This is a genomic window from Streptomyces rapamycinicus NRRL 5491, from assembly GCF_024298965.1.
GTDB lineage: Bacteria > Actinomycetota > Actinomycetes > Streptomycetales > Streptomycetaceae > Streptomyces > Streptomyces rapamycinicus.
Genome location: NZ_CP085193.1, coordinates 4,051,119 through 4,074,028, shown reverse-complemented (window position 1 = coordinate 4,074,028; position 22,910 = coordinate 4,051,119). Strand labels below are relative to the sequence as shown.

16 protein-coding genes are annotated in these 22,910 nt (G+C 72.2%); 11 read left to right on the top strand and 5 right to left on the bottom strand.

What is annotated here, in order from left to right; genetic code table 11:
• Window positions 1-2: 2 nt before the first annotated feature.
• From gatA to gatB, 3 genes are read left to right on the top strand one after another with little or no spacing between them, the layout of a single operon-like run.
• Window positions 3-1,496, top strand: a complete 1,494-nt coding sequence (gene gatA / locus LIV37_RS16420; protein ID WP_121825424.1) for an Asp-tRNA(Asn)/Glu-tRNA(Gln) amidotransferase subunit GatA — start codon at window positions 3-5, stop codon at window positions 1,494-1,496.
• Window positions 1,493-1,732, top strand: a complete 240-nt coding sequence (locus LIV37_RS16415; RefSeq protein ID WP_020868240.1) for a hypothetical protein — start codon at window positions 1,493-1,495, stop codon at window positions 1,730-1,732. The genes gatA and LIV37_RS16415 overlap by 4 nt, the downstream gene beginning before the upstream one ends.
• A gap of 15 nt (window positions 1,733-1,747) precedes the next feature.
• Window positions 1,748-3,253: an Asp-tRNA(Asn)/Glu-tRNA(Gln) amidotransferase subunit GatB gene (gene gatB / locus LIV37_RS16410; RefSeq protein WP_020868239.1), complete on the top strand. Its 1,506-nt coding sequence runs from the start codon at window positions 1,748-1,750 to the stop codon at window positions 3,251-3,253.
• Window positions 3,254-3,715: 462 nt separating this feature from the next.
• On the opposite strand, the gene LIV37_RS16405 is transcribed toward gatB, so the two are convergent.
• The gene (locus LIV37_RS16405; protein ID WP_020868238.1) at window positions 3,716-5,263 is read right to left on the bottom strand and encodes a M81 family metallopeptidase; all 1,548 of its coding nucleotides are present in this window, start codon (window positions 5,261-5,263) and stop codon (window positions 3,716-3,718) included.
• A 140-nt stretch (window positions 5,264-5,403) separates the two neighbouring features.
• Complete coding sequence (locus LIV37_RS16400; protein ID WP_020868237.1) at window positions 5,404-6,585, bottom strand: ROK family transcriptional regulator; 1,182 nt, start codon at window positions 6,583-6,585, stop codon at window positions 5,404-5,406.
• Window positions 6,586-6,797: 212 nt separating this feature from the next.
• Between LIV37_RS16400 and LIV37_RS16395 the strand changes: the two genes are divergently transcribed.
• From LIV37_RS16395 to LIV37_RS16365, 7 genes are all read left to right on the top strand, one after another.
• Window positions 6,798-8,603 carry a peptide ABC transporter substrate-binding protein gene (locus tag LIV37_RS16395; protein WP_020868236.1) on the top strand — a complete coding sequence of 602 codons (1,806 nt, stop codon included), beginning with the start codon at window positions 6,798-6,800 and terminating at the stop codon, window positions 8,601-8,603.
• On the top strand, window positions 8,600-9,550 hold the full coding sequence (locus tag LIV37_RS16390; RefSeq protein ID WP_020868235.1) for an ABC transporter permease: 951 nt from the start codon (window positions 8,600-8,602) through the stop codon (window positions 9,548-9,550). Before LIV37_RS16395 ends, LIV37_RS16390 begins: the two co-directional genes overlap by 4 nt.
• Complete coding sequence (locus tag LIV37_RS16385; protein ID WP_020868234.1) at window positions 9,547-10,464, top strand: ABC transporter permease; 918 nt, start codon at window positions 9,547-9,549, stop codon at window positions 10,462-10,464. Before LIV37_RS16390 ends, LIV37_RS16385 begins: the two co-directional genes overlap by 4 nt.
• Complete coding sequence (locus tag LIV37_RS16380; protein WP_020868233.1) at window positions 10,464-12,644, top strand: ABC transporter ATP-binding protein; 2,181 nt, start codon at window positions 10,464-10,466, stop codon at window positions 12,642-12,644. Before LIV37_RS16385 ends, LIV37_RS16380 begins: the two co-directional genes overlap by 1 nt.
• Window positions 12,645-12,804: 160 nt before the next feature.
• Window positions 12,805-15,177, top strand: coding sequence for an MMPL family transporter (locus LIV37_RS16375; RefSeq protein ID WP_020868232.1), 2,373 nt, complete (start codon window positions 12,805-12,807; stop codon window positions 15,175-15,177).
• Window positions 15,178-15,327: 150 nt separating this feature from the next.
• Complete coding sequence (locus tag LIV37_RS16370) at window positions 15,328-15,519, top strand: hypothetical protein (RefSeq protein ID WP_020868231.1); 192 nt, start codon at window positions 15,328-15,330, stop codon at window positions 15,517-15,519.
• 123 nt (window positions 15,520-15,642) lie between these two features.
• Window positions 15,643-18,996 carry a helix-turn-helix transcriptional regulator gene (locus tag LIV37_RS16365; RefSeq protein ID WP_243146332.1) on the top strand — a complete coding sequence of 1,118 codons (3,354 nt, stop codon included), beginning with the start codon at window positions 15,643-15,645 and terminating at the stop codon, window positions 18,994-18,996.
• A 70-nt stretch (window positions 18,997-19,066) separates the two neighbouring features.
• On the opposite strand, the gene LIV37_RS16360 is transcribed toward LIV37_RS16365, so the two are convergent.
• From LIV37_RS16360 to LIV37_RS16350, 3 genes are all read right to left on the bottom strand, one after another.
• Window positions 19,067-19,234: a DUF6191 domain-containing protein gene (locus tag LIV37_RS16360; RefSeq protein ID WP_020868230.1), complete on the bottom strand. Its 168-nt coding sequence runs from the start codon at window positions 19,232-19,234 to the stop codon at window positions 19,067-19,069.
• Window positions 19,235-19,391: 157 nt separating this feature from the next.
• The gene (locus LIV37_RS16355; protein ID WP_167525807.1) at window positions 19,392-20,582 is read right to left on the bottom strand and encodes a PQQ-dependent sugar dehydrogenase; all 1,191 of its coding nucleotides are present in this window, start codon (window positions 20,580-20,582) and stop codon (window positions 19,392-19,394) included.
• A 134-nt stretch (window positions 20,583-20,716) separates the two neighbouring features.
• A complete protein-coding gene (locus LIV37_RS16350) occupies window positions 20,717-21,715 on the bottom strand; it encodes an aldo/keto reductase (RefSeq protein WP_121824871.1) in 999 nt (332 codons plus the stop codon).
• Window positions 21,716-21,790: 75 nt separating this feature from the next.
• Between LIV37_RS16350 and LIV37_RS16345 the strand changes: the two genes are divergently transcribed.
• On the top strand, window positions 21,791-22,789 hold the full coding sequence (locus tag LIV37_RS16345; protein WP_185057971.1) for a 2-hydroxyacid dehydrogenase: 999 nt from the start codon (window positions 21,791-21,793) through the stop codon (window positions 22,787-22,789).
• Window positions 22,790-22,910 lie beyond the last annotated feature (121 nt).

Below are 22,910 nucleotides of genomic sequence, written 5' to 3'. Positions count from 1 at the left end.
CCGTGACCGACCTGACCAGGCTCACCGCGGCCGAGATCGCCGCCAGGATCGCCTCCGGCGAGGTCACCGCCGTCGAGGTGACCGAGGCGCACCTGGCCCGTATCGAGGCCGTCGACGAGAAGGTGCACGCCTTCCTGTACGTGGACCGTGAGGGGGCGCTCGCCCAGGCGCGCGCCGTCGACGCGAAGCGGGAGCGCGGCGAGGAGCTGGGCCCGCTGGCCGGTGTTCCGCTCGCGCTCAAGGACATCTTCACCACCAAGGGGATCCCGACCACGGTCGGTTCCAAGATCCTCGACGGGTGGGTCCCGCCGTACGACGCGACCGTCACCCAGCGGCTGCGGGACGCGGACGTGATCGTCCTCGGCAAGACCAACATGGACGAGTTCGCCATGGGGTCCTCGACCGAGAACAGCGCCTTCGGCCCCACCGGCAACCCCTGGGACCTCACCCGGGTCCCCGGCGGCTCCGGCGGCGGCTCCTCCGCCTCGCTGGCCTCCTTCCAGGCCCCGCTGGCCATCGGCACCGACACCGGCGGCTCGATCCGCCAGCCCGCCGCCGTCACCGGCACGGTCGGGGTCAAGCCGACGTACGGCGGGGTCTCCCGGTACGGCATGGTGGCGTTCTCGTCCTCCCTCGACCAGGGCGGGCCCTGCGCCCGCACCGTGCTGGACGCGGCGCTGCTGCACGAGGTCATCGCCGGGCACGACCCGATGGACTCGACCTCCATCGACGAGCCGGTCCCGGCCGTCGTCGAGGCCGCCCGCAACGGAAGCGTGCGGGGCATGCGGATCGGCGTCGTCAAGGAGTTCGCGGGCGAGGGCTACCAGGCCGGAGTCATGCAGCGTTTCAACGAGTCGGTGGAGCTGCTGCGGGAGCTGGGCGCCGAGATCGAGGAGATCTCCTGCCCGTCCTTCGACAAGGCGCTGGCCGCGTACTACCTGATCGCGCCGTCCGAGTGCTCGTCCAACCTGGCCCGCTTCGACGCCATGCGCTACGGCCTGCGGGTGGGCGACGACGGCACCAAGTCCGCCGAGGACGTCACCGCGCTCACCCGCGCGGAGGGCTTCGGCGCCGAGGTCAAGCGCCGGATCATGCTCGGCACCTACGCGCTCAGCTCCGGCTACTACGACGCGTACTACGGCTCCGCGCAGAAGGTCCGTACGCTGATCAAGCGCGACTTCGAGAAGGCGTTCGAGCGGGTCGACGTGCTGATCTCGCCGACCACCCCGACCACCGCCTTCCCGATCGGCGAGCGCGCCGACGACCCGATGGCGATGTATCTGGCCGACCTGTGCACGATTCCCACCAACCTCGCGGGGAACGCGGCCATGTCACTGCCCTGCGGTCTGGCACCGGAGGACGGTCTGCCGGTCGGACTGCAGATCATCGCCCCCGCCATGGCCGACGACCGGCTCTACAAGGTCGGTGCCGCGGTCGAGGCCGCGCTCATCGGCAAGTGGGGCCACCCGCTGATCGAGGAGGCACCGTCACTATGAGTGCGATCAAGAAGGCGAAGGGCTTCAAGAAGTCCAGGCCCGGCACCTACCTGTCCATCGCGACCTCGCTGTTCGGCGCGGTCAGTGTGGCGAAGCAGGCCAAGAAGGCCCGATTCGAGAACGACAAGCTGCAGCTGGCCGACGCGGTGGTCTCGGCCGCCGCCATCGTCACCGGCGTCGCCCTGCTCATCCGCGAGCTCAAGCGCATGGGCGACGACGACGTCCTCGCGGACTGAGAGGTTAGTTTTTCCGTGACCGTCACTGAACTGGTGTCGTACGAGGACGCCCTCGCAACCTACGACCCCGTGATGGGGCTCGAGGTGCACGTCGAGCTCGGCACCAAGACCAAGATGTTCTGCGGGTGCTCCACGGCGCTGGGCGCCGAGCCCAACACGCAGACCTGCCCCACCTGCCTCGGCCTGCCCGGCTCGCTCCCGGTGGTCAACGCGACCGGCGTCGAGTCCGCCATCAAGATCGGTCTCGCGCTCAACTGCGAGATCGCCGAATGGTGCCGCTTCGCCCGGAAGAACTACTTCTATCCGGACATGCCGAAGAACTTCCAGACGTCGCAGTACGACGAGCCGATCGCCTTCAACGGCTATCTGGACGTCGACGTCGACGGGGAGGTCTTCCGCGTCGAGATCGAGCGCGCCCATATGGAGGAGGACACCGGCAAGTCCACCCACGTGGGTGGCGCGACCGGCCGCATCCACGGCGCCCAGCACTCCCTCCTGGACTACAACCGGGCCGGGATCCCGCTGATCGAGATCGTCACCAAGCCGATCGTCGGCGCCGGGGCGAAGGCCCCGGAGGTCGCCAAGGCGTATGTGACCGAACTGCGCGAGCTCATCAAGTCGCTCGGGGTCTCCGAGGCGCGCATGGAGATGGGCCAGATGCGCTGCGATGTGAACCTGTCGCTGCGCCCGCAGAGCGCCGACAAGTTCGGCACCCGCTCCGAGACCAAGAACGTCAACTCGCTGCGGTCGGTCGAGCGCGCGGTCCGCTTCGAGGTCCAGCGCCACGCCGCGGTGCTGAACGACGGCGGCACGATCATCCAGGAGACCCGCCACTTCCACGAGGAGGACGGCTCCACGACCTCCGGCCGGGTCAAGGAGGAGGCCGAGGACTACCGCTACTTCCCCGAGCCCGACCTGGTGCCGGTCGCCCCCGCCCGGACGTGGGTGGAGGAGCTGCGCGGCGGGCTTCCGGAGCTGCCGCGGGTGCGCCGCAACCGGCTGCGCGAGGAGTGGGGCCTGTCCCGGCACGAGATGCAGTCGGTGCTCAACGCGGGCGCGATCGACCTGATCACGGCCACGATGGACGAGGGCGCCCCGGCCGACCAGGCCCGTAAGTGGTGGATGGGCGAGCTGGCCCGCCGTGCCAACGAGGACGGCGTGGAGCTCGCGGCGCTGCCGATCACCCCGGCCCAGGTCGCCCGGGTGTGCGCGCTGGTCCAGGAGGGTTCGCTCAACGACAAGCTGGCCCGCCAGACCATCGAGGGCGTCCTCGCGGGCGAGGGCGACCCGGACCAGGTCGTCACCGCGCGCGGGCTGAAGGTCGTCTCGGACGAGGGCGCGCTGGGCACGGCCGTGGACGAGGCGATCGCGGCCAACGCGGCCATCGCCGACAAGATCCGCGGCGGCAAGGTCGCGGCGGCGGGTGCGCTGGTCGGCGCGGTCATGAAGGCCACACGCGGCCAGGCGGACGCGGCGCGGGTACGCGAGCTGATCCTGGAGAAGCTGGGCGTCGAGGGCTGACCGGCTCGGCGTTCGTCCGTTTCGGTTCCTGACGGCGGCGGGGTGCGCGAGGACGCACCCCGCCGCCGTCGTATGCGCTTCCGCGCTCCTACGGGGTGCCCGGCGGTTCATTCCCCCTCCCCGCCCCTTCCCGCTACCAGGGGCTACGCCCCTGGACCCCGGGGGTTCGGCGGGCCGGCCGCCGCCGCGATCAGCTATCCGGTCAGGGCGCCGAACGCGCCGCTTGTGACGCGGTGGCCGGTGGGCGGGGGCCAGGGGCCAGGGGCCAGGGCGTTCGCGGGGCGGGGCTGGTCGCGGTTCGACATCGGCACGCCGACGCGGCGGATGCCCGCACATGTCCGGGGTGTCCGGCCACGGGGTCTGGGGCGGAGCCCCCACGCGGCGGAGCCGCATATCGATGCTGCCGGGAAGGGGCGGGTAGGGGAGCAGCCCGCCGCAGGCGCCACGACCCACCGGCCACCCCTAGAGCAGCATCGGCTCCAGATGCGGCACCTCGAACCCCTCGTCGTCGAAGGGGTACAGCGGCCGCACGAGGCGCCGATGGCCCAGGCGCGCCAGATCCTGGTCGACCCCGCCGGGGGTGAGCGCGAGCCGCCAGTCCGCCGCCAGGTCGTACAGCTCGGGCTCCAGGTAGCCGATCTTGACGACGACGAGGTCATAGCCGCGCGGGTCCAGCTCGCCGAAGTCGGCCAGGGTGTGGAACGGCTTGCGGCGGCTGACCAGGATCGCCGTGACGCCCCCGTGGCGCACCGCCGCGAGATCCCCGCCGACCGGGTCGTCCCGGCGCAGGGCGACCACCTCGCCGGTCAGTTCGCAGGGCGCGGCGTGGTCCGCCGTCCCCCGGCTGATCCCGCCGCCGACGGACAGCCGGACCGTCGCGCCCGGCCCGGCGGCGAAGCACTCCGCGACCGCCGCCGGGTCGGTGATCCCGGGGTGCAGGGCGGTGGCGCGGCCGGCGGCCAGGTCCTCGTTGGCCAGCAGCCGCCCGAGCATATAGGCGAGGTCCCCGGCGCCCCCGGCGGTGGGATTGTCGCCGGAGTCGCTGATCAGGAAGGGGCGGGCGGAGGAGGCGACGGCCTCGGTGACGCACTCGTCGGCGTCTCCGGTGGGGCCGACGAAGGCGAAGTCGCGGCGCATCTCCCAGTACTCGCGGGCGAGGGAGCGGGCCTGCTCGACGGCGAGTACGGGGTCGTCGCCGGTCACCACGACGGCCGCCCGGCAGCGCGGTTCGTCGGCCCAGGCGTAGCCCACCCAGATCGCCGCGTCCACGACGCCGTCCATCGCCTCCACGGCGGCCAGCCGCCCGTACAGCGACTTGGCGGGCTCCAGGCGGGTGCTGGTGCGCTCCCCGGGCAGCAGTACCGGGATCTGCACCCAGGCCAGATGCGGGCGGCCCCTGCCGGAGGCCAGGCGCTCCACCAGCTTGCGGGCGGCGCGCTCGCGGGTCTCCCAGGCGTCCTCGTGCGGGGCGAGCCGGTGGGCGGTGATCAGGTCGAGCCGGCCGGCGAAGCGGCGGGAGACATTGCCGTGCAGGTCCATGGCGGCGGAGATCAGCGCGTCGGGCCCGATCGCCTCCCGTACGGCCTCGGTGAGATCGCCCTCGGCGTCCTCCAGGCCGACGACGCTCATCGCGCCGTGGATGTCGTAGACCAGCCCGTCGAGCGGACCGGCCCGCCGCAGCCGCTCGATCAGCTCGTCCTTGATCCGGTCGTAGGTCCCGCGCTCGACCGGACCGCCGGGGAGCGAGACGGCGTGGAGCAGGGGCACCCACTCGGCGCGCTCCGCGAGGTCGCCGTCGGGCGCCGTCCAGGTGTAGCGGTCCAGCAACTCGGCGCCGCGGGTGATCCGGAAGTCGTCGTAGGTCGTGCGGTGCGGGCAGAAGGTACTGGACTCGATGGACATGCCGCCGATGCCGATGCGCAGGCGACGACGGCCCGGGGGCGCCGCCGTGCTGTCCGGGTCCGGTCCTGCCGCCGGACCGTCGGCCGGGCGGGGTGCGGTGGAAGCCATGCTGTCTCGCTTTCGGATGCGCCGGGGTGCGTCCGGTCGCGCCGGTCGGCTGCGCCGGTCGGATGCGTCGAGGGGCGGTGTCCAGGGGTGGGCGGACCGGCCGCGCGGGCCGGTGTCGTACGGCCGGTGCGGCACGGGCGTCATCGGGGGGCGGCCGGGGCCGTGGGCACCGGCCGGCTGCCGGGGGCGAGTTCGCGCAGCGCCGCGTGGCCCGCCCCGAGCAGCCCCGCGTCGGCGCCGCTCGTGGCCGCCGTGATCGTCAGTTCGCTCGTCGCCATCGGCAGACACCGCTCGTACAGCATCCCGCGGACCGCGGCGACCAGCGGCTCGGCCTCGGCGAGGGCCCCCGCGAGGACCACCGCCTCCGGGTTGAAGAAGTTGACGACGACGGACAGGACGGCCCCGATGTGCCGGCCGGCCTGCCGTACCAGGGTGGTCGCGTTCGGCTCGCCGTCCGTCACCAGGCGCAGCACATCCGTCGACCCGTCGACGCCGATGCCGAGCGTGCGCAGTTCGGCGGCGATCGCGGCGCCGCTGGCGACGGTCTCCAGGCAGCCGATGTTGCCGCAGGAGCAGGGGCGCTCGGCGGCCGCGTCGACGCGCACATGGCTGATGTCGCCCGCCGAGCCGCGCGCCCCCCGGTAGAGGCGGCCGTCGCTGATCACGCCGGAGCCGATGCCGCGGCCCGCCTTGACGACGACGAGGTGGCGCAGCCCGGGGTGGGCGGCCCGGTGCTCGCCGAGGGCCATCATGTTGGCGTCGTTGTCGACGAGGACGGGCAGGCCGAGCCGCTCGGCGAGCCGGTCGCGCAGCTCGTACAGATGCCAGCCGGGCATCCGGGCCGGGGCGATGACCTGGCCCGTGCCCGTGTCCACGGGGCCGGGGAAGCCGACACCGACGGCCCGCACCGTGCGGCCCGCCGCGCGCTGGCGGTCCGCGAGCTCGGCGAGCCGCCCCACCAGCGGCTCCAGGGCCCGGTCGGGACCGGCCGTCAGGTCGAAGGAGTGCTCGGTCACGTCGAAGGTGGCGCCCGTGCGGCCGACCGCGCCGACGCGGGCGTGATGGCTGCCCAGGTCGGCGGCGAGCGCGATGCCCCCGCTGTCCGGTATCCGCAGCAGGCGGGGTCGACGGCCGCCACGCGAGGCGCCCTCGCCGTATTCGGTGAGCAGCCCGGCGTCCACCAGCTCCTGCACCCGTGCGGAGACGGTGGAGGCGGCGAGCCCCAACTCCCGTACGAGATCGGCGCGGGAGGCCGCGGTGCCGCTCGCGACGAGTTCGAGGACGTGCTCGGCGGAGCCGGGCTGCTCCTCGGCGGCGGTCATGTGGCGCCCTTTCCGTCGGTCGGTCTTTCCTGTATCGCCTGAACTTTATTCGATGCCCGAACGAAGTCCATGTAGCAACGGACTCTCAGTAAATAGCGTTCCAGGCTTCGCGCGCTAGGCTCTTGACTTCTTTTCAAAGCCGTCCGTACTTTGCTCGCTATCTTCGTTCGGCCGACGACCCCGAACCATCCCGACGACCCCGCGGAGGCGGCATGGGTCTGCGCAGTACACGAATACGCGGGCCCCTCGCGGGACTTGTCGCGGCCCTCATCCTGGGCGGCACGGGCCTGGCCACTGGCTGCGGACCCCGGGCCGACCGGATCACCGATGTCGGCGCGACCGGCGGCACCATGGTCGAGGGCGGTACGGCGACCATGGCGCTGCCGCCGGCGGCCACCCCCAACTGGATTTTCCCGATCGGCGCGCCCGGCTATCTGGCCACCTACAACAGTTCCCTCCAGCACCTGCTCTATCTGCCGCTCTACCAGCCCGAGAAGAAGGGCGACGCGCTCAGCCCGGACAGCCCGCGCAACCTGGCCGAGCAGCCCCGCTACAGCGACGGCAACAAGACCGTGACCGTCACGTTGAAGAAGGGCTACCGCTGGTCCGACGGAAAGCCCGTCACCACCCGGGACGTGGAATTCTGGTTCGACCTGATCAAGTACAACAAGGCGGAGTGGGGCGGCTATTCGCCGAAGCTGCTGCCGGACAACATCAAGCGGTTCCAGGCGATCGACGAACGCACCTTCCGGCTCCGGCTCGACCGCGCGTACAACCCCGCCTGGTTCACCGCCAACCAGCTCCTCTACTTCACCCCGCTGCCCCGGCACGCGTGGGACCCGGACAACGAGGATCCCAAGAAGGTCTTCGCGCGGCTGACCCGGCACGCCAAGCGGCTCTCGGCGTTCGCCACCGACCCCCTGTGGAAGACCGTCAACGGGCCGTGGAAGGTCCGCCGGTGGACCACCTCGGGACAGGTCGCGCTCGAACCCAACAACCGCTACTCCGGCCCCGACAAGCCCCACCTCGATCGCGTCGTCTTCAAGCCCTTCACCACCGCCGACTCCGAATTCAACGTGCTGCGCTCCGGCGGCGTCGACTACGGCTACATCCCGCCGTCGGTGATGGCCCAGTCCGGGAAGTTCCAGGAGATGGGCTATCGCGTCGACCCGTGGGAGGGCTGGGCGATCACCTATCTCGTGCTCAACTTCAACCACCCCACCGCGGGCCCGCTGCTGCGCCAGACCTATCTCCGCCAGGCTCTCCAGCTCCTCATCGACCAGCGCGCCATCTCCAAGGTGATCTGGCACGGCAGCGCCGACCCCACCCGCGGCCCGGTCCCCGCGAGCCTGCTCGCGAAGGACCCCTATCCGTACGACCCGGCCGCGGCGAAGCGGCTGCTGGCCGCCCACGGCTGGAAGGCGGGGGACGGCGGGACGCTGCGCTGCGTGCGGCCCGGGACCGGCGGCGATGCGTGCGGCAAGGGCATCGAGGAGGGGCAGCCGCTGAAGCTCTCGTTGCTGTCGCAGTCCGGCTCGACCGAGAGCTCCAACCAGATGCAGGAGATCAAGTCCTCGTACGACAAGGCCGGGATCACCCTCGACGTCCGGCAGCAGCCGCTGAACACGGTGCTCGGCACCACCGTCCCGTGCGAACGGACCGAACCGCTGTGCAAGGCGTGGCAGTTGGGGTTCTTCGGTACGGCGGGAAGCTGGTACTTCCCGCCCGACCCCAGCGGAGAACAGCTCTTCGCCACCGGCGCCCCCTCCAACATGGGCAACTGGTCCGATCCGCGCACCGATGAGCTGATCAAGGACACCGAGTACTCCGGCGACCCGGCCGCGATGCGCCGCTACGGCGAGTACGTCGCCCGCAAGGTCCCCGTCCTGTGGACCCCCAACCCCGCCTACCAGGTCTCCGCCATCCGCAACGACCTGCGCGGCGTCGACCAGAACCCGACCCTGAGCCTCGCCCCCCAGGACTGGTACTTCGTCAAGAAGGGGGCGGGCCGGAAGTGATCCGCTTTCTGATCAAGCGCACCGCGCAGGCCGCCGTCGTCCTGCTGCTCGTCTCCGTCATCGTCTTCGTGCTCCTGCACCAGCTCCCCGGGGGCCCCGCCCGCGCCATCCTCGGCCCCAAGGCCACTCCGCAGGCGGTCGAGCACTTCAATCACCAGCAGGGCTACGACCGCTCGCTCCCTCTCCAGTACGTGAAGTACCTCGGGCGGCTGCTCACCGGCGACCTCGGCGAGTCGTACAAGCTCAACCAGACGGTCTCCTCGCTGCTGGCCGACCGGTTGCCCAAGACCCTCGTACTGACCGGACTGGCCATCGCCCTCGCCGCCGTCCTCGCGATTCCGCTGGGCATCCTCCAGGCCGTACGCCGGGGCAGGGCCGCCGACTACCTCCTCACCGGGATGGCCTTCCTCGCCTACGCCACCCCCGTCTTCTTCCTCGGCCTGGTCCTGATCCTCGTCTTCAGCCAACAGCTCCAGCTCTTCCCGGCCGAGGCGCCGCAGGCGGACACCGTCGGCGGCATCCTGGGCGACCTTCCCGGGCTCGTGCTGCCCGTGGTGACCATGGCGCTCGGCGTCATCGCCGCCTTCAGCCGCTATATGCGCTCGGCGGTCCTGGACAACCTGGGCGAGGAATACGTCCGCACCGCGCGGGCCAAGGGCCAGTCCAGCGCGCGGATCATGGCCCGCCATGTGCTGCGCAACGCGCTCATTCCGCTCGCCACCCTCCTCGGCCTCTATCTCCCGACCCTCTTCAGCGGCGCGCTCGTCGTGGAGTCGATGTTCAACTACCCGGGGATGGGGCTGCTGTTCTGGAACGCCGCCCAGGGCTCCGACTTCCCGGTGCTGCTCGGGGTGACCCTCGTCGTCGGCGTCGCCACCGTCATCGGCTCGCTGATCACCGATATCGCGTACGCCGTCCTCGACCCCCGGATCAGGAGCGTCTCGTGACCGCCACAGCCGCCGGGACCGCACCCGCCGTCGACGAGACGGCCGTCCCCACCCCGAGCCTCGCCCGCCGCACCCTCGCCGTCTTCACCCGCAACAAACTGGCCCTGGCCGGAGCGGTGGTGCTGGTGGCGCTGAGCGCCTTCTGCTTTCTCGGCCCGCTGTTCCACTCCACCGACCAGGTGCACACCGATCTGGGCCAGGCCAACCTCGCGCCCGGCAGCCCCGGCCATCCGCTGGGCACCACCGACCTCGGCTACGACATGCTCGGCCGGCTGATGACCGGCGGCCGGACCTCCCTGGAAGTGGGCCTGGCGGCGGGGCTTCTCGCCACGTTCATCGGCACCGTCTACGGCTCGGTCGCGGGCTACTTCGGTGGCTGGCTGGACGCGGCCATGATGCGGATCACCGACGCCGCGCTCGCCATCCCCGCCCTCTTCCTGCTGGTCGTCGTCGCCGCGATCGTCACGCCCAGCAAACTGGTGCTGATCCTCATCATCGCCTCGGTCGCCTGGCTGTCCCCGGCCCGCCTCATCCGCGGTGAAGCGCTCGCCCTGCGCAGCCGGGACTACATCCACGCCATGCGGCTCATGGGCGGCGGCGGGACGCGCGCCGTCTTCCGGCACATCGTGCCGAACGCGATCGGCACCGTCGTCGTCAACGCCACCTTCCAGATCGCCGACGCGATCCTTTACGTCGCGTATCTGTCGTTCCTCGGCCTGTCCATCCCGCCGCCCGCCGCCGACTGGGGCTCCATGCTCAGCGCGGGTATCACCTACACCCAGGTCGGCTACTGGTGGCTGATCTTCCCGCCGGGCATCGCGATCGTGCTCGTCGTCGCCGCCTTCAACTTCATCGGGGACGGGCTGCGGGACGCCTTCGACGTGCGGCTCCAGAAGCGCGGAGGCAACCGCTGATGACCGACTCCACCACGTCCACCGGCTCCACCGGATCTCTCCTGCTGCGTGTCGACGATCTCCATGTCGAGATCGCGGGCCGCGACCGCACCGTGCACGCCCTCGACGGAGTCTCCCTGGACCTCGCCCCGGGCGAGGCGCTGGGCATCGTCGGCGAGTCCGGCTGCGGGAAGACCATGACCGCGCTGAGCGTGCTCGGCCTGCTGCCGGGCGGCGGCCGGATCACCGGCGGCTCCATCGACTTCGGCGGTACGGACCTGGCGACCGCGACCGAACCGGCGCTCCGGGGCGTTCGCGGCAACTCCATCGGCATGGTCTTCCAGGACCCGCTCACCTCCCTCAACCCGACCATGACCATCGGCGCCCAGGTCGCGGAGCCGCTGCTGCTGCACAAGGGCCTGGGCAAGGCGGAAGCGTGGCAGCGGGCCGAGGAGATGCTACGGCTGGTCGGCCTGCCGGCCCCCGGCGAGCGGCTGAAGAACTACCCACACCAGCTCAGCGGCGGCATGCGGCAGCGCGTCGCCATCGCCATGGCGCTGATCTGCGAGCCCGAGCTGCTGATCGCCGACGAGCCGACGACCGCGCTCGACGTCACCACACAGGCCCAGATCCTGGAGCTCATCGACGATCTGCGGTCGCGTCTGGGCATGGCGATGATCCTGGTCACGCACGACTTGGGGGTGATCGCCAGACGGGTGGACCGGGTGGCGGTGATGTACGCGGGCAAGACGGTGGAACGGGCGGGCGTGCGCACCCTGTTCGCGGCCCCGCGCCATCGGTATACGCAGGCGTTGTTCGCCGCGCTGCCGGAGCGGGCAGCGGACGGGTCGCAGCCGCTCGCCACGATTCCGGGCCTGCCACCGTCCCTTGTCACGCGGCCCGCGGGTTGCCGGTTCGCGCCACGGTGCGGCTTCGCGACCGGGGAGTGCCGGGAGGCGGAGCCAGAGCTGTCCGAGGTGGTGCTGCCCCTGCCTGCCGCTTCCCGGAACGGGGACTCCGCCTCGGCCCCCGGTCCGAGGACGGCGCCGCACGGTCCGGCCACCGGGGACATGCCCGAGGGGCGGGCGGGAGCCGCCCGTCGCGGCGCACACGCTTTCGCCTGCTTCCACCCCGTCGACCCCGCCGTCGATCCCGTCGCCGAAGTCGTCCCCGCCGCCCCCGCCACGCCCCTGTCCCGTGCCGGCGAGACCCTGCTCGCGCTCACCGACGTCACCAAGGACTACCCCCTGCACAGCAACCCCTTCGCGCTCCGCAGGCGCGCCGCGGCCGCCGTCGTGAGCGCCGTCGCCGGGGTGTCGTTGACCGTCAGGCGTGGCGAGACCTTTGGCATCGTGGGGGAGTCGGGCTGCGGCAAGTCCACGCTCGGACGGCTGGTCGTCGGCATGGAGGAGCCGACTCGCGGCACCGTCCGCTTCGCGGACCGTGACATCGCCGCGCTGGACCGGCGCGCGCTGCGCGCCCACCGGCGCGAGGTGCAGCTGATGTTCCAGGACTCGTACGCGTCCATGGACCCGCGGATGCGGGTCGGCGCGATCCTGCGGGAGCCGCTGGTCATCCAGGGCATCGGCGACCGTGCCGCGCAGAACGCGCGGATCGCCGGGCTGCTGGACGACGTCGGGTTGGATCGCGGCGCCGTGGACCGCTACCCGCACGAGTTCTCCGGCGGCCAGCGCCAGCGCCTCGGGCTGGCCCGCGCGCTCGCGCTGTCACCGTCGCTGGTGGTCGCCGACGAACCCGTCTCGGCCCTCGACGTCTCCGTACAGGCACAGATCCTGAATCTGATGCGGGACCTGCAGCGCGAGAAGGGGCTGGCCTATCTGTTCATCTCGCACGACCTGGCCGTGGTGCGTCATCTCGCGGACACGGTCGGCGTGATGTATCTGGGCAAGCTAGTCGAAACAGGACCAGCGGCCTCGGTATTCGACGCGCCGCTGCATCCCTACACCCGCGGGCTGCTGGACACCGCCGAGCAGCCCGACCCGGCGGCCGAGGCCGCCGGGGCGCCGCTGGGCGGCGAGGCCCCCTCGGCCGCCGACCCGCCCTCGGGCTGCCGGTTCCGCACCCGCTGTCCGGCCGCTCAGGAAATCTGCGCCCGGATCGAGCCCGCCCCCGCCGAGCCGGCCGTGCCGGGACACCGGGTGGCCTGCCACTTTCCGCTGGTCGCCGCGGCCGGGGGGTGATGGCCCGGCCGCGGCCGACCCCCTCGGCCGGAGACGGAACCGGCGATCACTCCCACATGTGGTGAAGCCCACAAAGGAGACAAAGGATCTTTTCCGCCTGGCAGAGTGCCAGGTCACAAGCACATCACGGCGCCCCCGGCGCACGACCCGGAAAGCAGCCATGGCCGCACTCGCCCGCTGGTGTCTCAGGCGCCGCGCCATCGTCATCGTGCTGTGGCTGGCCGCCTTCGCCGGGGTCGCCGCGGCGGCGGCCGTGACGGGTTCGGCGTACTCCAACGACTACGACATCCCGGGCACCGACTCCTCCAAGGTCTCCGCCCTGATGGAGCGGCGGCTGCCGGACCGGGCGGGGGACAGCGACACCATCGTCTGGCACACCGCGGACGGCACGGGCACCGTACGCGCCCCAGGGGTCGAGCGGCGGATGACGGCGGCGCTGCGGCAGGTGGCGGACCTGCCCGGCGTCGCCTCCGTGACCGGCCCGTACGGCGCCGTCTCCGCGTCCGGCCCGTACGGCGCCGGTGACACCGGCCGGTCGGGCGGATCCGGCGGGCTCGGCGAAGCCGGTGACAACAGCCGGATCAGCGCCGACGGGCACACCGCCTATGCCACCGTCGTCTTCCGCGAACCGGCCGCCGACCTGGGCGAGGCGGAGGTGCGCCGGGTGCTCGACACGGTGCGCTCCGCCGCCTCCGGGGCCAAGGGCCTCCAGGTCGAGATGGGCGGTGCGGGCGCCGGGCTCACCGAGCGAACCGGGCCCGCCCATCTGAGCGAGGCCATCGGGGTCGGCGTGGCCGCCGTGGTGCTCTTCCTCGCCTTCGGCTCGCTCGCGGCGACGCTGCTGCCGATCGCCACCGCGCTCATCGGCGTCGGCACCGCGTACGCGGCCATCGGGCTGCTCGGCCACGCCATGACGATCGCCGACTTCGCGCCCATGCTCGGCATCCTGATCGGTCTCGGCGTGGGGATCGACTACGCGCTGTTCATCGTCACCCGGCACCGCAAGGGGCTGCGCCGTGGGCTGTCGGTCGAACAGGCCGCCCAGCGCGCGGTGGCCACCTCGGGGCGCGCGGTGGTCTTCGCGGGCGCGACCGTCTGTCTCGCGCTCCTCGGCATGCTCGTCCTGCGGCTGTCCTTCCTCAACGGGGTGGCGGTCGCGGCGGCGCTCACCGTCGCCCTTACGGTCGCCGCCTCGCTCACCCTGCTGCCCGCGCTGCTCGGCCTGATCGGCATGCGGGCCCTGAGCCGGAAGGAGCGCAGACGGCTGGCCGAGCGGGGTCCGGAGGCCGCGGCGTCCCAGGGCCTGTGCGCCCGCTGGGCGCTCTACGTCGAGCGTCACCCCAAGCTGCTGGGAGCGGTCGCGGCCGCCCTCATCGCGGTGCTCGCCCTCCCCACCTTCTCGCTCCACCTGGGCACCTCGGACCAGGGCAACGGCTCCTCGGCCTCGACCACGCGACGGGCCTACGACCTGCTGGCCGAGGGGTTCGGACCAGGTTTCAACGGCCCATTGACGCTGATAGGCAGCATGGACGGGGCCGACGACCGTATGGCCTTCACCCAACTGTCCGAGACCCTGCGCACCATCCACGGAGTGGCCTCGGTGAGCGCCGCGGACCTGGGCGGAGGCGGCGACACCGGCGTCATCACGGTCGTCCCCACGACGGCACCGCAGTCACGGGACACCTCCGACCTCGTCGGACGGCTGCGCGCAGAGGTGCTGCCCCGGGCCGAGGAGGGCAGCTCGCTGCGGGTCTACGTGGGCGGGCTGACCGCGGGCTACGACGACTTCGCCGCGGTGATCGTGAGCAAGCTGCCGCTGTTCGTGGGGGTGGTGGTGGCGCTGGGATGTGCGCTGTTGCTGCTCGCGTTCCGCAGCATCGGCATCCCGATCAAGGCGGCGGTCATGAACGTGGCCGCCGTCGCGTCGTCCTTCGGCGTGGTGGTCGCGATCTTCCAATGGGGCTGGGGCAGCGAACTGCTGGGGCTGGGCAGGGCGGGCCCGATCGAGCCCTTCCTACCGGTGATCATGGTGTCGGTGCTCTTCGGGCTCTCCATGGACTACCAGGTCTTCCTGGTCAGCCGGATGTACGAGGAGTGGCGGCGCACCCGCGACAACCGCACCGCGGTCCGGGTGGGGCTCGCCGAGACCAGCCGGGTCATCAACTCCGCGGCTGTCATCATGATCGCGGTCTTCTCGGCATTCGTGCTGAGCGGCGACCGGATCATCGCGATGTTCGGCATCGGGCTGGCGGCCGCGGTCGCCCTGGACGCCTTCGTCCTCCGTACGCTCCTGGTGCCCGCGCTGATGCATCTGCTCGGCGGCGCCAACTGGTGGCTGCCGGGCTTGCTGGAGCGGCTGCTGCCGAGGATCAGCATCGAGGCGGAGGGCGACGGCGCGGGCGACGCCGCGGGCGATGCCGATGGCGATGGCCAGGGCCCGGCGTCCGGACCGGTGGCGGTGCCCGTGCCACTGCCGGGGCAGTCCGCGAACGGCGCGACGCACGCCGGTACGGCACGGTCGCCGGTGCCCTAAGGACCCTCCTCGGGCTTTCTCAGCCGTATGGGCGGGGTGCCTAAGGCCTTGGCCCGAGCGAAGATCGGGCAGTCTCCCGATGTGCCGGGCCCTCCTGGGCGACGAGAGTGGACGCGTTCCACGAAACCACTCGTCACCAGGGAGAACGCCATGCTGCACCATGAGTTGCACCGGATCCGCGAGGCCGAGCTGCTGCGGGAGGCCGCCGTCCGCCGGCTGGTCCGGGAGGCGGCGGAGGGGCCCGGCGGCCGGTCGGCCGGGCGGGACAGCGGAGGGCGGCTGGGGCCGGTCCGGCGGTGGCGCGGCGACCGCTCACCACGGTCGTACCGCACGGCGGCCTGACGCGACCGGGCCGTGCCGCTCGCCATAGGGGCTGGAACTGGAGCCGGGTCTGGACCCGGAGCGGTGGAATCCGGAACGGCGGGTGCCGGAAAAGCCGGTGCCGCGGTGTCGGGGCCCTGTGCGATGCTCGACGACGTGCACACCACGTCCGTCAGCCCGGTGTTCATCGGCCGCGCCCAGGAGTTGGCGACCCTCGAAGACGCGCTCGCCCGCGCCACCGCGGGCGAGCCGCAGGTGCTGCTGGTGGGGGGAGAGGCGGGGGTCGGCAAGACCCGGCTCATCGACGAGTTCCTGGCCTCGGCCGTGGCCGCGGGGGCGGTCGCCGCGGTCGGCGGCTGTGTGGAAATCGGCGCCGACGGGCTGCCGTTCGCGCCCGTGTCCACCGTGCTGCGCTCACTGCGCCGCAAGCTGGGCACCGAGCTGGACGGGGCCGCCGCCGGGCAGGAGGGCGAACTGGCCCGGCTGCTGCCCGAACTGGGCGAGACCTCCCGCGCGTCCCGTGACGGCGACGGCCGGGCCCGGCTGTTCGAGCTCACGGTACGGCTGCTGGAGCGGCTGGCCGCGGAGCGCACCCTCGTCGTCGCCATCGAGGATCTGCACTGGGCCGACCGCTCCACCCGCGAACTGCTCGGCTATCTCTTCCGCTCGCTGCTCAGCGCCCGGCTGCTGGTCGTGGCCACCTACCGCTCCGACGACATCCACCGCCGCCATCCGCTGCGCCCCTTCCTCGCCGAGGTGGACCGGATGCGCGAGGTGCGGCGCATCGAGCTGTCCCGCTTCACCCGCGGCGAGGTGCACGCCCAGCTGACCGGGATCAACGGGGCCGAGCCGGAGCGCGAGCTGGTCGACCGGATCTTCGAGCGCAGCGACGGCAACGCCTTCTTCGTGGAGGAGATCGCCCGCTCCCTCAACGAGGGCTGCGCCACCGGGCTCAGCGAATCCCTGCGCGATCTGCTGCTGGTGCGGGTCGAGGCGCTGCCCGAGGAGGCCCAGGGGGTGGTGCGGATCCTCGCCGAGGGCGGCTCCTCGGTGGAGTACGAACTGCTGCGCGCGGTCGCCCGGCTGGGCGAGGACGAACTGATCGACGCGCTGCGGTCCGCCGTCGGGGCGAACATCCTGCGCCCCACGGCCGACGACAGCGGCTACCGCTTCCGGCATTCGCTGGTGCGCGAGGCCGTGCGCGACGATCTGCTGCCCGGGGAGCGCTCCCGGCTCAACCGGCGCTTCGCGGAGGCCCTGGAGGCCGAGCCCGCGCTGGTACGGGCCGATGAGCGGGCCGCCCGGCTGGCCAGCTACTGGTACCACGCACACGACCCAGCCAAGGCCCTGCCCGCCGTGCTCCAGGCGTCCGTCGCCGCGCGACGGCGGTACGCCCACGCGGAACAGCTGCGGCTGCTGGAGCGGGCCATGGAGCTGTGGGAGGACGCACCCGAGGAGATACGGCGGGCGCAGCGGCCCATGGACTACGCGGAGGTGTACCCCGCCCGCGGCTGTGAGGACCAGGCGCTGCGCCATCTCGATCTGCTCGCCGAGGTGGTGGTGGCCGCCCATATGTCCGGGCAGCGGGAGCGGGCGCTGACCGTCAGCAAGCGGGCGCTGCGGACGCTGAACCGGGGCGGTGACGACCCGCTGCGGGCCGCCTGGTTCTGGACCCAGCAGGGCAAACTGATGGAGGGCCTGGCCCGCGGTGACGGCTGGGAGGAGCTGAGCCGGGCCCAGGAGCTGGTGCGCGGACTGCCGCCGTCCCCCGTGCACGCCGAGGTCATGGCGCAGGTGGCGGGCTGGACGATGACCCACCGGCCAGGTGCCGAGGGCCTGGCCGCCGCCGAACGGGCGGTGGAGCTCGCCCGGCTGGTCGGCGCCGAGAGCACGGAACTGAACGCCCGCCTGACACTGGGCTACTTCACCGGTGACTCCGGCGACGTCGAGCGCGGGCTGGCCGAGATGCGCAAGGTCTGCGAGCGGGCCCTGGACCTCGGTGACATCAGCGTCCTGGGGCGCTGCTATGTCAATCTGGCCTCGGTGCTGGAGGGGGTCGGCCGGTCGGCCGAGGCGGTGCAGACCGCCGAGGAGGGCGCCCGGGTCCTGGACCGCGTCGGCCTGGTGGACTCCCGGGCCTGGGTCTACGGGAATCTGGCCGAGTCGCTGTTCTCCCTGGGCCGCTGGGACGCGGCGGAGGCGGCGGCCCTGAAGACCCGGCGGCTCGCCCTCGGCACCAAGCCGCGCGGCACCGCCGCCAACCGGCTCGTCCAGCTGGCGCTGGCGCGCGGGGAGTGGGACACGGCGGAGCGCGAGCTGACCGCCGCCCGGGAGCACTACGGCGCCCGCAACACTGAACCGCAGTACACCCTCCAGATCACGGGGCACGCCATCGAACTCGCGGCGGCCCGTGGCCGGATCCTGGAGGTCCGGGCCCTGCTGAACCGGGCCGTGGAGGCCGGTTTCCCGCCCGGGATGCAGCGCTACGCCTGGCGGCTGCTGTCCACGGCCGCCGCGGCCGAGTCGGCCGCGCGCGGACTGCCCACGGCCGGGCCGGGCCGGGGCGAGGCGCTGGCCCGCCTCCGAGCGGCGGTGAAGCGGGTGCCGCAGCCCGTACCGGTGTGGCGGGCCCACGCGGCGATGGTCCAGGCCGAACTGGCGCGCGCCGAGGGCCGGGACCGGCCCGACCTCTGGGCCGAGGCCACGGCCGCCTTCGCCGCGCTGGACCGCCCCTATCCACTGGCCCGCGCCCGCCACCGCTGGGCGGAAGCACTGCTCACCCCACACCAGGCCCCCTCTGGCGAGGGCGCCTCAGATCAGGGCGCCCCCGGCGAAGGCGCCCACGACCAGGCTGCTCTCGGTCGGGGCGGCTCCGGCGAGGGTGCCCCCGGCCGAGGTGCCTCGGGCCAGGGTGCCTCCGGCGAGGGCGCTTCCCGCCAGGGTGCCTCGGGCCGGGGCGGCTCCGATCAGGGTGCACTCGGCCGGGGTGCCCACGGCCAAGGTGCCCACGGCCGGGGTGCCTCGGTCCGGGCCGATCGCGAGCACGCCACCGAACTGCTCGCCCAGGCGCATGCCGTGGCGGACCGGCTCGGCGCCCGTCCGCTGCGCGAGGAGATCGAGCTGCTGGCCCGGCGCGCCCGGCTGCCCTTGGCGTCCGCCGCGACCCGCGCCGCGCTCGACGCGTCCCCGGGCCGCACCCCCGCACTGCCCCCGTCCCCGGGCTCCCCGGCCCCGGCAGCCGAGCCCGCCGAACCCGCCGATCCGGCCGAGGAGCTGGGGCTGACACCACGGGAGCGGGATGTGCTGCGGCTGGTCGCCGACGGGCGCAGCAATCGCCAGATCGCCGAGGAGCTCTTCATCTCGCCCAAGACGGCCAGCGTGCATGTCTCCAACATCCTGGCCAAGCTGGGCGTCTCGGGCCGGACCGAGGCAGCCGCCGTGGCCCACCGACTGCGGCTGGTGGACGGCCTGGCCGACGGCGCGGCGGCGGCCCGCTGACGGTGTGCGCGGTGCGCACCGTCAGCACGCCGGTACACCGACCACCCGCCGGTCCGGTCCCTTTCCAGAGTCAGTCCGCTTCGCGGGGACGGATCACCACTTGCCCGGAGTCAAGGTCTATAGGGCCCTTTCCCGGGTCGCTGCTGCGCGTCTCGTCGAGCGTGAACTCCAGCCGGTTGCGCTCTTCCTCGGTGTGCTTGCGGCCGGGCGCGAACAGTTCCTCGATGAGGTTGAACATGACGACCCCCGTAGGCGTGCGACTGCTGCCAGTGTAGGCAGACCCGTCACAGAACGGGCACTCCGCACCATGTCGGCCGAACTCAACGCCACGATCAGCCGATTCGCCCTCCCCTCAGCGGATCTCCCCTTGGTGGATCTCCCCTCAGCGGATCCCATCAGCGGACCTCCAGCCGCAGGATCCGGTCGTCCTCCCGGCCCGGCTCACCACGCCCATCCGTATTGCTCGTCGTCAGCCACAGCCCCCCGTCGTCCGCCGCCACCACGCTGCGCAGCCGTCCGTACTTCCCGTCCAGGAACGACTGTGGCTTCGCCACCGCCTTGTCGCCCTTCAGCGGAATGCGCCACAGCCGCTCACCGCGCAGCCCGGCCATCCAGATCGAGCCCTTGGCGTAGGCGATTCCGCTCGGGGAGGCGTCCTTGGGCTTCCACTGTTCCAGCGGATCGGCGAAGCCCTTCTTCCCGGCCTTGCCCTCGACTTCCGGCCAGCCGTAGTTCTTGCCCGGCTCGATCAGATTGAGCTCGTCCCAGGTGTCCTGGCCGAACTCGGAGGCCCAGAGCCGCTTGTCCGCATCCCAGGCCAGGCCCTGCACATTGCGGTGACCCGGGGAGTAGACGACCGACTGGGCGTCGGGATTGCGGGGCGCGGGCTCGCCGTCCGGGGTCATCCGCAGGATCTTCCCGCCGAAGGAGTCCATGTCCTGGGCGAGCCCGCGGTCACCGCTCTCGCCCGTGCCCGCGTAGAGCATCTTGTCCGGGCCGAAGGCGATGCGGCCCCCGTTGTGGATCGTGCCCTTGGGGATGCCCTTGAAGATCGTGTCCGGGGCGCCGAGCTGATCGCCGGCCGGACGCTTGTCGTCGTACACCATCCGGACGATGCGGTTGTCCGAATCGGTGGTGAAATACGCGTAGACCATATGGTCCGTGCCGAAGTCGGAGGAGACCGCCAGCCCCAGAAGCCCGCCCTCACCGGCGGCGGAGACGCCCGGGACGGACCCCAGTTCGGTCTTCTTCCCCGAGTCCGAGACCTTGAAGATCTTCCCGGTGTTCCGCGAGGAGACCAGCAGATCCCCGCCGGGCAGCGGCGCGAGCCCCCAGGGAGAGTTCAGCTTCGTGGTGAGCGTGCGCTCCACCTTCACCGAGCCCTTCGCGGGCGCCGCGGACTCCGTCGGCGAGGGCGTGCCCGAGGAGGGGCCCCCGCCGCCCGGCTTCGTGGGCGCGGACGAGCGGCCGCCCGGTCTGGTGATGCTGTCGCCGTCGGACGAGCAGCCCGCCAGGAGCACCGCGGCGGCAGCGGCGGCGAGAACAGAGGTGACGCGAGGACGTCGCACGGTCGGGTTCCTCTCCATGGGCACGTGTGCCGCGGCACGGCACTGATTCTTATACACCGCGGACCCGCGCCGGGTTCCCATCCCCGAATCGGGCCCGGACCAGGGCCGAACGCACAACGGCGGCCCGCGCCGGGCGGCCGGGCGCGACGTGCTCAGTCCCATGACCCCCGCGCCGGCGGCAGCCCCGCGATCTCCGAGAGGTCCTCGGGGGAAAGCGGCAGACCGGCCGCCGCGCAGTTCTCCGCCGCCCACCGCTCCCGCTTCGTCCCTGGCACCGGCACCACATGCGGCCCCTGTGCCAGCAGCCAGGCCAGGGCCACCTGCGCCGGGGTCACCCCGTCCCCGTGCCGCTGGGCGACCCGTCGCAGACCGGCCACGATCGGCTGGTTCGCGGCCATCATCTCCGCCGTGAACCGCGGATGCCGGGCCCGCATGTCGTCCGGCTCGAAGCCCTGCCCCGGGGTAAGCGTCCCGCTCAGGAAGCCGTTGCCCAGTGGCATCGCCGCCAGGAAGCCCACTGCGCGCGAGGCGCACCACGGCACCAGCGCCTCCAGCGCGTCGGGCGACCACACCGACAGCTCCGCCTGTACACAGCTGACCGGAAAGACCTGCTGGACCCGCTCCAGCTGGCGCACCGTGGCGTCGTGCATCCCGGCGCCCGCCCTCCGCTGCGCCCGCGCGCCCACGGCGCACAGCCCGAGCGCCCGTACCTTCCCGGCCGCGACCAGCTCCGCCATGGCGCCCCAGGTCTCCTCTATGGGGACCTCCGGGTCGGCCCGGTGCAACTGGTAGAGGTCGATCACATCGGTCTGCAGCCGGCGCAGCGAGGCGTCGCAGGCCCGCTTCACATAGCCGGGCCGCCCGTTGGCCACGATGTGCTGGTCGCCCACCAGCAGTCCGCATTTGGTGGACACGAAGGCGTCCGTCCGCCGCTCCTTGAGTACCCGCCCCACCAGCAGCTCATTGGTGAAGGGGCCGTACATGTCGGCGGTGTCCAGCAGGCTCGCCCCCGAGTCGAGCGCGGTGTGCACGGTGCGCACCGAGTGCTCGCCACTGCGCTGCGAAGCGGTGTACGCCCAGCTCATCGGCATGCATCCAAGGCCGATGGCCCCCACTTCGAGCGCCGCCGCTCCGATTCTCCTGCGCTCCACCTGGCCTGACCCCTCCCGTTCCTCGGACCCCAAACTAACCTCTGCCAACGGCCGGTGATCGCATAGCCTCCTGGCATGAGTGCAGATCACAGCGATACGTTCCGCCACCACGATTCGACTCACGGTTCATCCGAAGCGCGCGACCTGGTGTGGCTGCCCATCCCGCCCGAGGAGATGGAGGGCCTCCCCGACACCCTCGAATACGCCCACTGGGACGGCGGTGAGGACTTCCCCACCGACCCGGCGCGCTGCGCGTTCTACTGCGTCCCCTACATGAAGCCGCCGCAGGTGTGCACCCGCCCGCTGCCCGCCATGACCAACCTGCGGGTGGTGCAGACCCTGACCGCCGGGATAGACCACATCAAGCCCGCGCTGGCCGATCTCGCGCCCGGGGTGCGGCTGTGCAACGCGCGCGGGGTGCACGACGCGAGCACGGCCGAACTCGCCCTCACCCTCATCCTGGCCTCGCTGCGCGGTATCCCCGACTTCGTCCGGGGCCAGGACGCCGAGGAGTGGCGCTCCGGCTTCCGTCCCGCGCTCGCCGACAAGTCCGTACTGATCGTCGGCTACGGGGCCATCGGCAGCGCGATCGAGGATCGGCTCGTGCCCTTCGAGTGCGAGCGGGTGGCGCGCGTCGCGCGCTCCCCGCGCACGACCGAGCGCGGCCCGGTGCATCCGATCGACGAATTGCCCCGACTGCTTCCGGACGCGGATGTGGTGGTGCTGGTGACCCCGCTCACCGAGGCCACCCGTGGTCTGGCCGGGGCGGAATTCCTGTCGCTGATGAAGGACGGGGCGCTGCTGGTGAATGTCTCCCGTGGTGGGGTCGTGGACACCAAGGCCCTGCTCACGGAGTTGGAGTCGGGCCGGCTGCGGGCCGCGCTCGATGTGACCGACCCCGAACCACTGCCCGCCGGGCATCCGCTGTGGCACGCTCCAGGGGTGCTCATCTCCCCGCATGTGGGCGGCCCCACGTCGGCCTTCCTCCCGCGTGCCAAGCGGCTGTTGAAGGATCAGCTGCATCGTTACGCGCGCGGCGAGTCGCTGGCACATCTCGTCGCCACGACGGGGTAGACATGCCTCTGGCAGCACATACAGGCACCGATTGACTCCACTCCGTATATACAACGCCGTAGTCGGTTACGGTCCGTAGATGGCCTATGTCCCTGAGTTACCACTCTGGTGTATCGTCCCG